A 14498-nucleotide genomic window follows, 5' to 3' on the forward strand; every position below is an offset into this window, starting at 1 on the left:
CTTATCTTGCCTCTGAATAAACCTGATAAATGGCATCTACCACTTCATCAATATTCATTTCCGAACTGTCAACCAAAACAGCATCCTCTGCCTGACGAAGCGGTGATGTTTCACGATGCATGTCACGGTAATCACGGTCAATAATATCTTTTTCGATCTCTGCAAGATCACAGCTTACTCCTTTTTCCGTCAGCTCATCGTATCTTCTCTTTGCCCGTGTCGCAGAACTTGCTGTCAGATAGATTTTGACCTGTGCGTCCGGAAGAACACACGTTCCAATATCTCTTCCATCCATGATGACATCTGCAGACTTTGCAAGCTGACGCTGGAGTTCCACTAGCTTTTTGCGGACCACCGGATAGACGCTTGTGGAAGATGCCATATTTCCAACTTCCTCATTGCGGATCACACCATTTACATTCTCTCCATTTAAAAGTACCTGCTGTTCTCCGTTTTCATAAGTGATCGTGACATCCACGTCCGGGCATGCTGCCGCGATCGCATTTTCATCTTTTGCATCAATATTATGCTGTAAAAAATAATATGCCATCGCACGGTACATTGCTCCCGTGTCCACATAGATAAATCCAAGTTTTTTCGCCAGCCGCTTTGCGATCGTGCTCTTTCCTGCTCCTGCCGGTCCGTCAATTGCAATATTCATACTCATGTTTTATTCTCCTTTTACATTTTGCTGTGTTTTTTATTTCCTATTCTTTTGTCCATAACAATCCATAGATTTATAACGCTTTATCATCTGTTATCTTTCATCCGGCTGCGCCGCTGAGATTCCCGCAAGATAACCGGTGGACCATGCAATCTGTAAATTATATCCACCTGTCATCGCATCCAGGTCTAACACCTCTCCGCAAAAATATAAATGCGGCACCAGTTTTGATTCCATCGTAGACGGATTGACTTCTTTTACTTTCACGCCGCCCTTCGTGATGATCGCTTCGTTAAAATCACGGAGTCCACACAGTGTGACCGGGAATGCCTTGATCAGTCCGATAAAATGTCTGCGTTCCTCTTTGGTGATCTCATTGACCTTTTTCTCCGGATCGATTCCGCTAAGATCCAGCATGACCGGAATCATTTTAGCCGGGAAAAACCCACCAATGGAGTTTTTGAACTGCTTGTTCTTCGCCTCATCAAACTCTCTTAACAGACGGTGATCTAACTGTTCTTCCGTAAGTGCCGGCTTTAAATCTATAAACATAGAAAGTTCTCCGGCCGTAAGAGACGGTTTGATAGCTGCACTCGCCGATAAAAGCAGCGGCCCGCTGACACCAAAGTGTGTAAACAGCATCTCGCCAAACTCCTGATACAGCAGTTTTTTTTCATTTAAAATGCGTACTTCCACATTTTTTAATGAAAGTCCCTGCATCTGCCGGACATAGTCTTCTTTTGCGAGAAACGGTACCAGTGACGGCCGGATGTCCGTGACGGTATGTCCTGCTTCTTTTGCAAAACGGTAACCATCCCCTGTAGAGCCGGTCGTCTGATAGGAAAATCCGCCTGTCGCAATGATTACTGCATCTGCCGGCATTGTGGTTCCATCTGTCAGCTTTACGCCTGTGACAATGTTTTCCGGTGCATCTTCTCCGGATGATTCCATAAGCAGACTTTGTACCTGTGTATGCAGCATTACTTTTACTTTTTTCTCTTTCAGCACTTTCTGCAATGTTGCGATCACATCCGAGGAATGATCCGAAACAGGAAATACCCGGTTGCCACGCTCTGTTTTTGTCCTCAGTCCGTTTCTCTCAAAAAAATCAATGACTCTTTGATTGTCATACGAATAAAAGGCGCTATATAAGAACTTTGCATTGGTCATAACATTTGCAAAGAGATTATCCATATCTCCCGCATTGGTAATATTGCATCGTCCCTTTCCGGTAATGAAAAGTTTTTTCCCAAGTTTTTCATTCTTTTCAAGCAGAATAACCTGACTGCCGGTTTCCGCTGCGGCGATCGCAGCAAACATTCCAGCCGGTCCCCCGCCTATTACAATGATTTTATTCATGAAAATCGCTGTCTCCTATTTTTGCATAACGCATTTTTATGGAATCGTCAATCGCATTGATCTCATCATTTTCATAGACCTGATACTCATCCCAGATTCCTTCTAACATTTCTAATGTCTTCGCAACATCTCTCTGTTTTTTCATACAGAGTGCCACGATCAGGGCATTGATCACGCTGAGTGGTGCAACCAGTGAATCCACAATAGACGCCATATCACTGTCTGCGATCAGATTACAGGACGAATACAAATTCATCGGTGAATGCACACTGTCTGTTAATGTAATCACTTTTGCACTGCGGTTGTTGGCAAACTCCATAGCCTTTAACGTCCGCATGGAATATCTCGGAAAACTGATTCCGATAATTACATCTTCCTTACCAATACGAACCATTTGTTCAAAAATTTCACTGGAACTGCTCGTCTGTATCAGACGTACATTTTCAAACATCAAAGTAAAATAAAATGCCATAAACGACGCAAGCGGCGCACAGCTTCTGATTCCAATAATATAAATATGTTTCGCATTCAAAATGGTATCTACTGCCATCTCAAATGCTGCCTGATCTATTTTTTCCAATGTGCTGTTGATTTTTTCCGCATCTGACTTTAAAACAGATTCTAAAATTTTTGACTGGCTGATCCTGCCATAAGTAACTTCCATACGCTGAATGGAGTTTAATTTGTTGCGTACCAGTTCTTCTAAGGCACTCTGAAATTCAGGATATCCCCGGTATCCAAGATGCATGGCAAAGCGCACAACCGTGGATTCGCTGACTCCGACCACCTCACCTAATTTTGCCGCCGTCAAAAATACTGCCTTATCATAGTTATCTGTGATATAGGTGGCAAGCAGTTTCTGTCCCTTGCTCAATTTACTGTATGACTCGTTGATCCGATTACTCAAATCATTCTTACTGCCCATAACCCCTCGTTCCTGTCATTTTATGACACCGTCTGCAATTTATGATGTGCCTTTGCACACCAACATTTCTATTATATCAAAACTTTTCCTTTTTGTCAGCTTTGAATCATTTTCATTCTGTAAAATTCACCTTTTCGTGCCATCAGTTCCTCAAACGTACCATATTCCACACAATGTCCGTCCGCAAGAACGGCAATCTTATCTGCATCACGAATTGTTGACAGCCGATGTGCCACAATAAATGTCGTCCTCCCCTTCGTCAGATTTTCCAAAGCTTCCTGTATCAGTTTTTCAGAAATACTGTCTAAAGCAGACGTAGCCTCATCGAGTACGATCACCTCCGGATCACGGATCAGTGCTCGCGCAATCGCAATGCGCTGTCTTTGTCCACCGGAAAGTTTTCCTCCATGTTCTCCTACCATGGTATCAACCCCATTTGGAAGGCTCTCCATCAGATCCGTAAGATTTGCCGCCTTTATGACACGTTCTAATTCTTCGTCCGAAACATGTTCGTTTCCGTAAGTAATGTTTTCACGTATAGTCCCTGAAAATAATATGGATGTCTGTGGTACAACGGCAAGATGTTTTCTGTATGTACGCAGATCTATTTTCCTCATATCATTACCATCTAAAAGGACCTTCCCTCCGTCCGCCAAATGAAAGCCGATCACAAGATTTAACACAGTCGATTTTCCTGCACCTGACTCCCCGACTAATGCGATCGTCTCCCCCTGTTTTACATGCAGGTTCAGGTGATTTAACACCGGTTTGTCACTGTTTTTATAATGAAAGGAAACATCTTCAAAATCAAATATGCCAGTTACGTCCTCTAACTGCTTTTTCCCCTCATTCTGCTCCACATCCTCTGAGAGGAGCACCTCACCAATGGAATTGACAGATTCAATGCCTTTCGCGATTGTCGGAAGCAATGTAACGATTGCAGACACCTGATTGACCACCGTTGCAAAATAACTCTGGTAAAGTGTGATATCTCCCGCCATAATGCGTCCACGCAACGCAAGATAGCCGGTAAATGCCAGACAGACGACCTGAAACACCTGGAATACCGCCCATCCGACTGAACCAAATAATGCCTGTACCAGATCCAGTTTATATCCCTTTTCCGCCACTGTAAAAAGCTGTCCGCTCATCTTATGTACTTCTTCGTCCTCCAATGCGTGTGCCCTTGTCACCGGGACAAGTTCCACCATTTCCATCACACGCGCAGATGTTTCTTCCATTTCTTTTCGAAATTCCGTATTTCTTTTTTTCATGACCGAGCGGAACGAAACCATCGTGATTGCCGCAACCGGAGTTGTCAACAGAAAAAATACAAAAACGATCTTACTTTTTGATGCTGTGACCACCAGCGCAACCCCGATATTCAGTGCAATATTTAAAATGCTTAAGAACATCTGTGTGGAAAGTGTCTCCACCGCCTCCACATCACGCATAATCTTAGACTGCAGCCTTCCAGACTGTGTCTCCACATGGTAGGCGATCGACAACTGCTGAAGTTTCCGGATCAATGCCTTACGAAGTCCTGTTTCTGCGTAACGTGTTGCAAGGCTTTTATATGATGTATACAGATAATTCATTGGTATATTAAGTGCGATCAAACCAATCTCAAGGGCTGCACTGATCCAGATATTTCTCACGGTATCAGGATTCTTCTGTGTCACATCATTGATGATATTTGCAGTTATGATTGGAAGTACCCACACACATGCATGCTTTATAAAAAAACAGATAACTGCCATAACAAATTTATGATAATTTCCTTTGTACAGTGCTATCAGAATCCGTATCGGATGACCTTTATATCTGCGATAACTTTCTATAAACCAGTTTTCTGTATCTATGCCATTTTTCGGCGACGTTTTCCGTTCAAAATTTTCCATTTTCTTATATCCTTTATCATTTATAGGATGATTCTAATTCTTTTCTTTGTAAAAAGCAATATTTCAGCAAAACAAAAAATGCCACAGCAGCATCCTAAAATACTGCCGTGGCATTTCATCAATCATATTCTAATTATACCGGATATGCACCATTCTTTGTATCTGCAATTGTTGCATCTACTTTTTTCTGCTGTGCTTCACGGTATTTGAAGAACTCAGTTGCAACCTGTGGGAACAATGCGTAAGATAATACATCTTCATCCTGCTGTTTCCACTGTTTCATCTCAGCTTCAATCTTGTCAAGCTCTGGCTCTAACAGATCTGCCGGACGACAGGTAATTGCATTCTTCTTCTCATCGCCTAATACTTTGTCAACAACTTCCGGATTGAACGGTTTTACAGTCTGACCGTATTTTCCAAGGAGAACATCTTTCGTCTCTTTGGTCGCTACTTTGTAACGCTCACCCATTAATACGTTGAATACAGCCTGTGTACCAACGATCTGTGAGGAAGGTGTAACAAGCGGCGGCTCACCAAGATCTTTACGAACACGCGGTACTTCTGCAAGTACTTCCTCGTATTTGTCCTCTTTCCCCTGCTCTTTTAACTGGGAGATCAGGTTGGATAACATACCACCCGGTACCTGATATAATAAAGTCTTGATGTTTACACCTAATACTTTCGGGTTCATCAGACCGCTCTCTAATGCTTCCTCTCTCATCGGACGGAAGTAATCAGCGATCTCAGCAAGTTTGTTCTGGTCTAAACCTGTATCAAACTCGGTTCCCTTGAATGCCTCTACCATAACCTCAGTAGCCGGCTGGGATGTTCCAAGTGCAAATGGAGACATTGCAGTATCGATGATATCACATCCTGCCTCTACTGCTTTCATGTATGTCATGGAAGCAACACCTGATGTATAGTGTGTATGTAACTCTAACGGGATATCGATCACTTCTTTGATCGCACGTACCAGCTCGTCTGCTTTCTGTGGAACTAAAAGTCCTGCCATATCTTTGATACATACAGAGTCAGCTCCCATATCCTCTACTCTTTTTGCCATATCTGTCCAGTAATCTAAGGTATAAGCATCACCGAGTGTATAAGATAAAGCCACCTGTGCATGTCCTTTTTCTTTGTTACATGCGCTTACTGCTGTCTGAAGATTGCGAAGATCATTCAGACAGTCAAAAATACGGATGATATCAATTCCGTTTGCGATGGATTTCTGTACGAAATACTCTACTACATCATCAGCATATGGACGGTATCCTAAGATATTCTGTCCACGGAATAACATCTGTAATTTCGTATTTTTAAAACCATCTCTTAATTTACGAAGACGATCCCATGGATCCTCTTTTAAGAAACGAAGGGATGCATCGAAAGTAGCGCCTCCCCAGCACTCAACAGCATAGTATCCAACCTTGTCCATCTTATCTACGATTGGAAGCATCTGCTCTGTTGTCATTCTTGTTGCGATCAGAGACTGATGTGCATCACGCAGTACTGTCTCTGTTATTTTTAAAGGTTTTTTAACAACTTCAGCCATTTTTTCCTCCTTATACAGCGAACCTGTTTTTGTTCTGCCGTCTGATTAAATTCCAAAGATTGCCATGAATACACCGGCTGCTACTGCTGTACCGATAACACCGGCAACGTTTGGTCCCATTGCATGCATAAGTAAAAAGTTCGTAGGATCTTCCTCTGCACCAACTTTCTGTGATACACGCGCAGCCATAGGAACTGTGGATACACCGGCAGAACCGATGAGTGGGTTGATCTTGCCTTTTGTAATGAAGCAAAGTAATTTACCGAACAATACTCCGGCTGCTGTACCAAACATAAATGCGATGAGTCCAAGTGCAACGATCTTTAAAGTTGTTGCATTTAAGAAAGCCTCTGCACTTGTGGATGCACCAACGGATGTACCAAGTAAGATAACTACGATATACATCAATGCATTAGATGCTGTCTCAGATAACTGACGAACCACACCACACTCACGGAACAGGTTACCGAGCATTAACATACCAACGAGCGGGGCTGTTGTCGGAAGGATCAGACATACAACAACGGTTACCACGATTGGGAATAAGATTTTCTCAAGTTTGGATACCGGACGTAAGTTCTGCATCTTGATCGCGCGTTCTTTTTTCGTTGTAAATAACTTCATAATTGGCGGCTGAATGATCGGCACCAGTGCCATGTAAGAATATGCTGCTACAGCGATCGGTCCCATAAGACCGGACTGTCCAAGCTTTCCTGCAAGGAAAATGGAAGTAGGACCATCTGCACCACCGATGATAGAAACGGCTGCTGCTGCTTTATCATTGAATCCCATCAGGATTGCAAGGAAATATGCGCCGAAAATACCAAACTGTGCTGCTGCTCCTAAAAGGAAGCTGATCGGGTTTGCGATCAGAGGTCCAAAATCGGTCATCGCACCAACGCCAAGGAAAATAAGGGATGGCAGGATTGACCATTCATCTAAGGTATAAAAATAATGGAATAAACCACCGACACCGTTACTCATCTGTTCCGGAGCTGCAAAGATATCCGGATAAATATTTACCAGAAGCATACCAAATGCGATCGGAACGAGTAACAACGGTTCAAACCCTTTTGCAATAGCCAGATACAGGAAAATACATGCAACTAAGATCATTACGAAATTTCCCCATGTCAGGTTGAAAAAGGCAGTCTGATGAAGGAGGTTGCCCATTGTCTCAGTAAAATAACTCATTGTTATCCTCCTAAAATTAGTTGTTTAAAGTTGCCAGTAATGCACCTGCTTCTACCATATCACCAACGCTTACGTTGATGCTTGCTACAGTACCATCTTCGGTAGCAACAACCGGTGTCTCCATTTTCATGATTTCAAGAACTAAGATTGTGTCACCTTTCTTTACAGATGCACCTACAGAAGACTCGATCTTAAATACTTTTCCTGCTGCACCTGCTTCGATCTTTACGTTACCTGCGCCACCTGCCGGTGCTGCTGCCTTCGGAGCTGCTGCCGGAGCCGGAGCTGCTGCACGTCTCGGTGCTGCTGCCGGTGCACTTACAGCACCATTCTCTTCTACAGTAACATCATAAACATTTCCATTTACGGTAATTGTATAGCTTTTCATTGAATCATCCTCCTGTGATCATTACTTTTTTACGACATATATTTATTATAACTTGTCTGCTTCGCCTATCTTCTATGGATAGAACGTACTACGAATCCATCTGCTGATGTTCCTTCTGCTGCTGCGATTGCTGCAGAAATAACTGCAACCAGTTCTAAATCATCAGTAAGCTGGGATGTCTCCTCACGCTGCTCGATCTGTTCTACAACCGGATCTGCCACATCTTTCTTCGCACCAGCATTTGCTTTTTTGTTCTGTAAATACGGAATCACTTTAAAGCAGCTGATGATCAGACTGATCAGGATAAGAACTACAAATACGGTTCCCATTCCCATCAATGTATTCATACCGGCTTTTTCCATTTTCTCGCCAAGTGAATACACAAGATCTGCACTTGCATCTGTAAGTTCCGGTGCTTCTGTCTCGTAATTGTATTCATATACATAAGAAACAACTACATCTCTGTCTGAGAAATGTAAAACCTGGTCTGCAGTCACAGTCTTCTGTGCTTTTGTCACAGTAAGATCTCCAAGTCCCTGATAGGAACCCAGATCTGAAACTGTTTCACCCCAGGATGTCAGTAAGTGGGCAAATGCATCCATTCCGTTTGAGTCATAATATTCTGCACCACTCTGTATATCTTCATCTGAAAACGAAACAAGCGCAGATACTGTCTGCTCCATGTTATCCTGGATATCAGAATAACTCATACCAAAATAATCAACGCTCTTAGGATCCGTTCCACATGCTGTCATTGCCAGAACCATAAAGCAAAGACAAAGCATAAGAGATAATTTTTTCTTCATAACTTCACCTTTCTATTTTGTTCCATGTTTCTTGTCCGGTACACCTGCACATTTTGTGTATAATAATTCAAATGCATCTACAAGGTATTTTCTGGTGTCTGCCGGATCTAAAATAAGATCTACATAACCACGTCTTGCTGCAGTCATAACACTTGACTGTAATGCATCATATTCTTTTGCTTTTGCTGCGAGTTCATCTGCAGATGCATCTGCGTACATGATCTTTGCTGCAAGCTCGCCATCCATCATACCGATCTTTGCATCTTCCCATGCATATGTAAAGTCTGCTCCGATTGCTTTGGAGTTCATTGTCACATAAGCGCTTCCGATTGCATTTCCGGTGATCAGGTTTACTTTCGGGCAGGTTGCATCAGCGAATGCCATTGTCATGCGTGCAAGTGCTTTTGCAAGTCCTTTTTCTGCACAGACAGTAGCTGCATAACCTTTTACGTTTGTTAAAGACAATACCGGGATCTCGAACGCATCACAGAAGTTAACGAACTCTGCTGCCTTGTTGCATCCTCTTGCTGTCAGAGCTCCGGAGAACTCCTCTGCTTTTTTGCCCTCTTCATCGTAAACTTCTGAGCAGTTTGCAACAGCGCCGACTGTCATTCCGTTTAACTGGATAAATCCGGTTACCATATCTTTTGCATAGTTTTTCTTTGTTTCAAAGAATACATGTCCGTCTGAGATCTCACTTAATAAATATCTTGGATCGCCTTTCATGGCTGCCATGTTCTCACATGCACGGTTTAAATCATCCTGACACTCAGATGTGTATACATCTCCTTCATTATTTAAAGGAAGGACGCTTACTAACTCGCGGATCTCTGCAATGATCTCATCCTCTGTTCCAACAGCATCGATACAACCGTTTTTCTCACTCTGGAACTCTGCGGAAGAAGTATCGCATTTTTCAATACGGTTACCCTCGATCGCATTCGGGGAATTGATGAACATTTTTCCTTTGCTCTCCATAAATGCGAAATCAGATAATGCAGGAACTACTGCAAGTCCACCGCCACAGCTTCCGAAAATAGCGGAAATCTGCGGAACAACGCCGGATGCTGCAACCTCCTTTGCGTAGATCTCACCAAATCCGTTTAACGCATCCACAGATTCCTGTAAACGCATTCCGGCGCAATCGATAAATCCGATCACCGGTGCTCCCATTTTCATTGCCATGTCATATACGGCTGCAATCTTCTTTGCATGCATCTCTCCGATAGTACCGTTTAATACAGCTGCATTCTGGCTGTATACAAATACCAGATTGCCATCCACCAGACCATGTCCGGTAATTACACCATCGGACGGTGTATCTGTGTCTGCAAGATTAAAGTCTGTATTTCTTGCGGTTACGAGAGAACCGATTTCCATGAAACTGTTCTCATCGACTAACTTGGTAATACGCTGCATTGCCAAGCTATCATTACTACTATTCATCCTTTTTGCCCTCCATCTATAAAGTTTGTTACCACATCTTTTGACATGGTACATAGTGAATAATGTAAAAATATAACAAATTCCGCTAGGATAAATTATAGATGGTCAGTGACAAATTTTCAAGAGAATTGTTAATTTTTTGACAGTTTTTTTTTGCATACAAGGAATTTAGGGCTTTTACATTGGAAATAATTCTGCTGTTTTTTTTACACACCAGCAAAAATCGATTCTTTTTACCGTATTCTTCACTGTGACCACACGTTTTGCCAGAACCTCATCTCCCAGAAGGTATGTTATCTCACCGATAAAATCTCCTTCCGTTACCGGTGCATAAAGTTTCCGGGATAATTGATACTCTATGTGTACTTCCTGGTCTTTTTCGATCAATAGTTCCACATTTTCTTTCACCGGCGCAACTTCAAGTTCTGTTGTTACCTCTTCGCCGATCTTTGTGCCCTGTCCGTCCACCACCTGTACCGGAGCATATTCCCCTGCGTCCAGTTCAATCTCATCCAGACTTATTTTCCGGAACCGGGAAATTCCATACTGCATAAGTTTTTTTGTATCTGCCCACTTATATGTTTTGTTATTCGGCCACCCGCAGGCAAGCAGTGCAACGATAAAAGTTCTGTCATCACGTTTTAATGCCCCGACATAACAATATCCCGCATTACCGGTAAAACCGGTCTTGCCTGACAATGCCCCGTCCATCATCTGCAAAAATGCATTATGATTACAGCAGGTGTAACTGTTTTTACCATCTATATCAGAAAACTGATACTGTCCTTCCCTTGTGATTGTAAGAAATTGCTCTGCCATTTCTGATGTTTTGATGCAGTACCGCATGATCAAAGAAAGATCTGCCGCTGTTGTGTGATGAAAGCCATTTTCATTTTTGGCATCCAGTCCGTTCGGTGTGATAAAATAACTGTCCTCACAGCCGATCTCCTCTGCTTTATCGTTCATAAGTTTTGCAAAATCACCCGTCGTGCCTGCAATGTGTTCTGCAATCGCCACAGCGCAGTCATTATAAGATTCCAACATCAGTCCGTACAGCAGATCTTTCAGATAAAACTTCTGCCCCTCCCGCATACCCAGATGAACTTTCGGCTGTGACGCTGCAAGCGTACTCACGGTCACTTCGCTGTCCAGGTCGCAGTTTTCCAGTGCAATGATACATGTCAGTATTTTGGTCGTACTGGCATTCGCCATCGCCTGGTGCCCGTTTTTTTCATACAGGATACGCCCGGAATCCGCATCCATAAGCACAGCTGCTTTTGCATACAGGGAATTTTGATCCGGCTTTTCTGTCACTTCCTCCATCCGCACATTTTCTTTTTGATCAAAAGCCTCCACGATCTGTATCCCATATCCTGTTAAGATCACAGTGACAAGGATCCATGCCAGCAGTTTTTTCCACATACACCAGACTCCAAAAAAGCATTTCATCAATCCTTATGTATATAATACGCAAAAAATGCTCATTTTTTGTGAAAAAAAAGCATACGAAACCAGATCAGATATCCAGTTTCATATGCATTTCCGCTTCCGCTTCCTGTTTGAATTCTTCTACCTGGACCGGACTTAACACGGGAAGTTCATCGATTGACTGAACGCCAAAACTCCTTAAGAATTCCTCCGTTGTGCCAAAAAGCAGCGGGCGTCCCGGCGCATCCAGCCTTCCAAGTTCACATACCAGATTGTACTCCACCAGCTTGTTTACCGCATGATCGCAGGAAACACCTCTGATCTTTTCAATTTCCGCCTTTGTAATCGGCTGCTTGTAGGCAATGATCGAAAGGGTTTCAAGCAGAACGTCGGTAAGCACATGCTTTTTCGGCTGCTTTGCGATTTTCACCAGATATTCATACATTTCGCCCTTCGTACACATCTGATAAGAACCGTCCAGTTCCATGATCTTAACGCCGACGCCATCATCCTCATAGCGCTGCATCAGATGTTCTATGATCTTTTTTGTCCGTTCTGTATCAAGTTCCAGTGTTTTTGCTATACGCTCTAATTCCACAGACTCTCCCATTGTAAACAGGATCGCCTCAACGATTGCCTCATATTTTTTTTCTTCCATACCAACCCTCTATTCCGGTGTGTAAAAATTCCACACAGATCCCATTTCATTTCTGCTGTCACACAGCTAGGCCGCAATTTTTGATTCAATTTTTATATCATCAAACGTGTATTCCTGGGAAACAACGATCTTTCCCATCTTCATCAGCTCTAATATTGCCAGAAATGTCACAACCACTTCCATTTTCCCGGACTGTGCTTCTAAAAGACTCCGAAACGAAAAATGTCCGTGATGCAGACTGTATTCTTCCACATATGTCATCTTATCAGGAAGTGACACTTCCTCTTTCTCGATTCTTCCAAACTTCGAACGGACCGGATCGATCTTATCCGCCTGTTTCTTTATGATGGACTGAAAAATATCATTCAGCCTCGCAAGTGTTACCCCGGACATCAGTTCATTCACATCAACCGGTTCTTCATATGCAAGAACTTCGGGCGGGATTGTCGGTGCTTTAAACCATACTTTTTCCGCATCAATCTGACGGTCCCTGAGTTCATATGCCATACATTTATACATTTTATATTCCAACAGCTGCTGCACAAGTTCCGCTCTCGGATCTTCTTCTTCCTCATCCTCGCTTTCTTTTGCAGGGAGCAGCATTTTTGATTTGATATCAAGCAGTGTCGCCGCCATCACGAGAAATTCGCTCATCACATTTAAGTCCTGTCTGCGCATTTCGGCAATATATTCCATATACTGGTTTGTGATCTCCACGATTGGAATATCATATATATTGACTTTATTTTTTTCTAACAGATGTAAAAGCAGATCTAACGGCCCCTCAAACACCTGAAGTTTTACAGTTAATTCCATCTATGTCATACCCTCTCATTCCACAAATATTGATTTTACCGTGGATTCCCGCAAAATTCAAGATTTTTATGCATAATGTACATCCTTCGCATCTAAAATAAATTATAACAGAACCCTACGGAGGGCATATTCTTGAAATTCATGGTTTCCATTCTGCTCGGTCTCAATCTCCTTGTGCAGGGCACGGTACTTCCTGCATCTTCCTGTTTCATTCCGAATGTAACCATCCCCCTGTCTCCTGCTGCCCAGACAGATACTGCACCTGCTGCAGACTTAAATATCTCCGCACCAAGCGCCATTTTGATGGAGGCTTCCACCGGTGCCGTCGTCTACGAAAAAAATTCCCACGAGGCAAGGCATCCGGCAAGTGTCACCAAGATTATGACGCTGCTTCTGATTTTTGATGCACTCTCATCCAAACAGATTTCCTTAGATGACACGGTGACCGTCTCCGAATATGCAGCAAGCATGGGCGGTTCCCAGGTGTTTTTAGAACCGGGTGAAACCCAGACAGTCGAAACGATGATCAAATGTATCAGTGTTGCGAGCGCCAATGACGCCTGTGTTGCCATGGCAGAACATGTTGCCGGTTCCGAATCAGAATTTGTCCGCATGATGAACGAACGCGCAAAAGGACTCGGTATGAATGACACCAATTTCGTCAACTGCTGTGGTTTAGATGCCGACGGACATATGACCAGCGCCAATGACATTGCACTGATGTCGCGCGAACTGATCACAAAATACCCGAAAATCCATGATTACTGCACAATCTGGATGGAAAATATCACCCACACTACCGCAAAAGGTTCCTCGGAGTTCGGTCTGACGAACACCAATAAGCTGATCAAACATTACCAGTATGCCACCGGCTTAAAAACCGGATTTACCAACACTGCCATGTACTGTATTTCCGCAACCGCCAAAAAAGATGATATGGAACTGATCGCCGTCATCATGGGGGCTCCTGATATCAAGTCACGCTCTGCGGATGCCACGACTCTTTTGAATTATGGGTTTGGGAAATGCAGGATTTACTGTGACAGCCACGAAGATAAGTTAGACGATCTCCCGGTTGAAAAAGGCCTTGCGGATTCTGTAGGCATCATTTACCAAAGACCTTTTCAATACATGACAACAGACGGAAGTGATCTTACCGGCATTACCAAAAGCATCGAACTGCCGGAAAATGTGACAGCACCAGTAAAAAAAGGAAACACTGCCGGGAAGGCGGTCTATTCTCTAAATGGAACGCCGATCGGCAGTGTCAATATTGTATATGCGGATACAGTCGATGCTGCAGATTATAAAGATTATTTTTGCCGCACCCTGTTATATTTTGTTCCTTAAAAATACAGAGT

13 protein-coding genes are annotated in these 14498 nt (G+C 43.1%); 1 reads left to right on the forward strand and 12 read right to left on the reverse strand.

Going from position 1 to position 14498, the window contains the following annotated elements:
• Position 1 precedes the first annotated feature (1 nt).
• The 12 genes from cmk to RIL182_RS10720 all read right to left on the reverse strand — a co-directional run bounded on the left by cmk (position 2) and on the right by RIL182_RS10720 (position 13137).
• A complete protein-coding gene (gene cmk, locus RIL182_RS10665; protein ID WP_006858042.1) occupies positions 2-667 on the reverse strand; it encodes a (d)CMP kinase in 666 nt (221 codons plus the stop codon).
• Positions 668-757: 90 nt separating this feature from the next.
• A complete protein-coding gene (locus RIL182_RS10670) occupies positions 758-2023 on the reverse strand; it encodes a BaiN/RdsA family NAD(P)/FAD-dependent oxidoreductase (RefSeq protein ID WP_006858043.1) in 1266 nt (421 codons plus the stop codon).
• Entirely contained in the window at positions 2016-2948 is a 933-nt protein-coding gene (locus tag RIL182_RS10675; protein WP_006858044.1) for a MurR/RpiR family transcriptional regulator, read from the reverse strand. The genes RIL182_RS10670 and RIL182_RS10675 overlap by 8 nt, the downstream gene beginning before the upstream one ends.
• Before the next feature lie 95 nt (positions 2949-3043).
• Entirely contained in the window at positions 3044-4849 is a 1806-nt protein-coding gene (locus tag RIL182_RS10680) for an ABC transporter ATP-binding protein (RefSeq protein WP_006858045.1), read from the reverse strand.
• 133 nt (positions 4850-4982) lie between these two features.
• The gene (locus RIL182_RS10685) at positions 4983-6401 is read right to left on the reverse strand and encodes an oxaloacetate decarboxylase subunit alpha (protein ID WP_006858046.1); all 1419 of its coding nucleotides are present in this window, start codon (positions 6399-6401) and stop codon (positions 4983-4985) included.
• 45 nt (positions 6402-6446) lie between these two features.
• On the reverse strand, positions 6447-7595 hold the full coding sequence (locus RIL182_RS10690) for a sodium ion-translocating decarboxylase subunit beta (protein WP_134523298.1): 1149 nt from the start codon (positions 7593-7595) through the stop codon (positions 6447-6449).
• Between the two features lie 16 nt (positions 7596-7611).
• Positions 7612-7983, reverse strand: a complete 372-nt coding sequence (locus tag RIL182_RS10695) for a biotin/lipoyl-containing protein (RefSeq protein WP_006858048.1) — start codon at positions 7981-7983, stop codon at positions 7612-7614.
• A 65-nt stretch (positions 7984-8048) separates the two neighbouring features.
• The gene (locus RIL182_RS10700; protein ID WP_006858049.1) at positions 8049-8789 is read right to left on the reverse strand and encodes an OadG family transporter subunit; all 741 of its coding nucleotides are present in this window, start codon (positions 8787-8789) and stop codon (positions 8049-8051) included.
• A gap of 12 nt (positions 8790-8801) precedes the next feature.
• The gene (locus RIL182_RS10705; RefSeq protein ID WP_022113033.1) at positions 8802-10235 is read right to left on the reverse strand and encodes an acyl-CoA carboxylase subunit beta; all 1434 of its coding nucleotides are present in this window, start codon (positions 10233-10235) and stop codon (positions 8802-8804) included.
• 177 nt (positions 10236-10412) lie between these two features.
• A complete protein-coding gene (locus tag RIL182_RS10710; protein WP_006858050.1) occupies positions 10413-11657 on the reverse strand; it encodes a D-alanyl-D-alanine carboxypeptidase family protein in 1245 nt (414 codons plus the stop codon).
• Positions 11658-11751: 94 nt separating this feature from the next.
• On the reverse strand, positions 11752-12321 hold the full coding sequence (gene scpB, locus RIL182_RS10715) for an SMC-Scp complex subunit ScpB (protein WP_022113034.1): 570 nt from the start codon (positions 12319-12321) through the stop codon (positions 11752-11754).
• 66 nt (positions 12322-12387) lie between these two features.
• A complete protein-coding gene (locus tag RIL182_RS10720; RefSeq protein ID WP_006858051.1) occupies positions 12388-13137 on the reverse strand; it encodes a segregation and condensation protein A in 750 nt (249 codons plus the stop codon).
• 303 nt (positions 13138-13440) lie between these two features.
• Between RIL182_RS10720 and RIL182_RS10725 the strand changes: the two genes are divergently transcribed.
• Entirely contained in the window at positions 13441-14487 is a 1047-nt protein-coding gene (locus RIL182_RS10725) for a D-alanyl-D-alanine carboxypeptidase family protein (protein WP_044999316.1), read from the forward strand.
• Positions 14488-14498 lie beyond the last annotated feature (11 nt).

This window comes from Roseburia intestinalis L1-82, from assembly GCF_900537995.1.
In the GTDB taxonomy this organism is placed as follows: Bacteria; Bacillota; Clostridia; order Lachnospirales; family Lachnospiraceae; genus Roseburia; species Roseburia intestinalis.

Excerpts from the sequence above, each read along its gene's own strand:
- cmk (WP_006858042.1), bottom strand. The coding sequence starts at position 667 with ATGAGTATGAATATTGCAATTGACGGACCGGCAGGAGCAGGAAAGAGC.
- RIL182_RS10670 (WP_006858043.1), bottom strand. The coding sequence starts at position 2,023 with ATGAATAAAATCATTGTAATAGGCGGGGGACCGGCTGGAATGTTTGCT.
- RIL182_RS10675 (WP_006858044.1), bottom strand. The coding sequence starts at position 2,948 with ATGGGCAGTAAGAATGATTTGAGTAATCGGATCAACGAGTCATACAGT.
- RIL182_RS10680 (WP_006858045.1), bottom strand. The coding sequence starts at position 4,849 with ATGGAAAATTTTGAACGGAAAACGTCGCCGAAAAATGGCATAGATACA.
- RIL182_RS10685 (WP_006858046.1), bottom strand. The coding sequence starts at position 6,401 with ATGGCTGAAGTTGTTAAAAAACCTTTAAAAATAACAGAGACAGTACTG.
- RIL182_RS10690 (WP_134523298.1), bottom strand. The coding sequence starts at position 7,595 with ATGAGTTATTTTACTGAGACAATGGGCAACCTCCTTCATCAGACTGCC.
- RIL182_RS10695 (WP_006858048.1), bottom strand. The coding sequence starts at position 7,983 with ATGAAAAGCTATACAATTACCGTAAATGGAAATGTTTATGATGTTACT.
- RIL182_RS10700 (WP_006858049.1), bottom strand. The coding sequence starts at position 8,789 with ATGAAGAAAAAATTATCTCTTATGCTTTGTCTTTGCTTTATGGTTCTG.
- RIL182_RS10705 (WP_022113033.1), bottom strand. The coding sequence starts at position 10,235 with ATGAATAGTAGTAATGATAGCTTGGCAATGCAGCGTATTACCAAGTTA.
- RIL182_RS10710 (WP_006858050.1), bottom strand. The coding sequence starts at position 11,657 with ATGTGGAAAAAACTGCTGGCATGGATCCTTGTCACTGTGATCTTAACA.
- scpB (WP_022113034.1), bottom strand. The coding sequence starts at position 12,321 with ATGGAAGAAAAAAAATATGAGGCAATCGTTGAGGCGATCCTGTTTACA.
- RIL182_RS10720 (WP_006858051.1), bottom strand. The coding sequence starts at position 13,137 with ATGGAATTAACTGTAAAACTTCAGGTGTTTGAGGGGCCGTTAGATCTG.
- RIL182_RS10725 (WP_044999316.1), top strand. The coding sequence starts at position 13,441 with ATGGAGGCTTCCACCGGTGCCGTCGTCTACGAAAAAAATTCCCACGAG.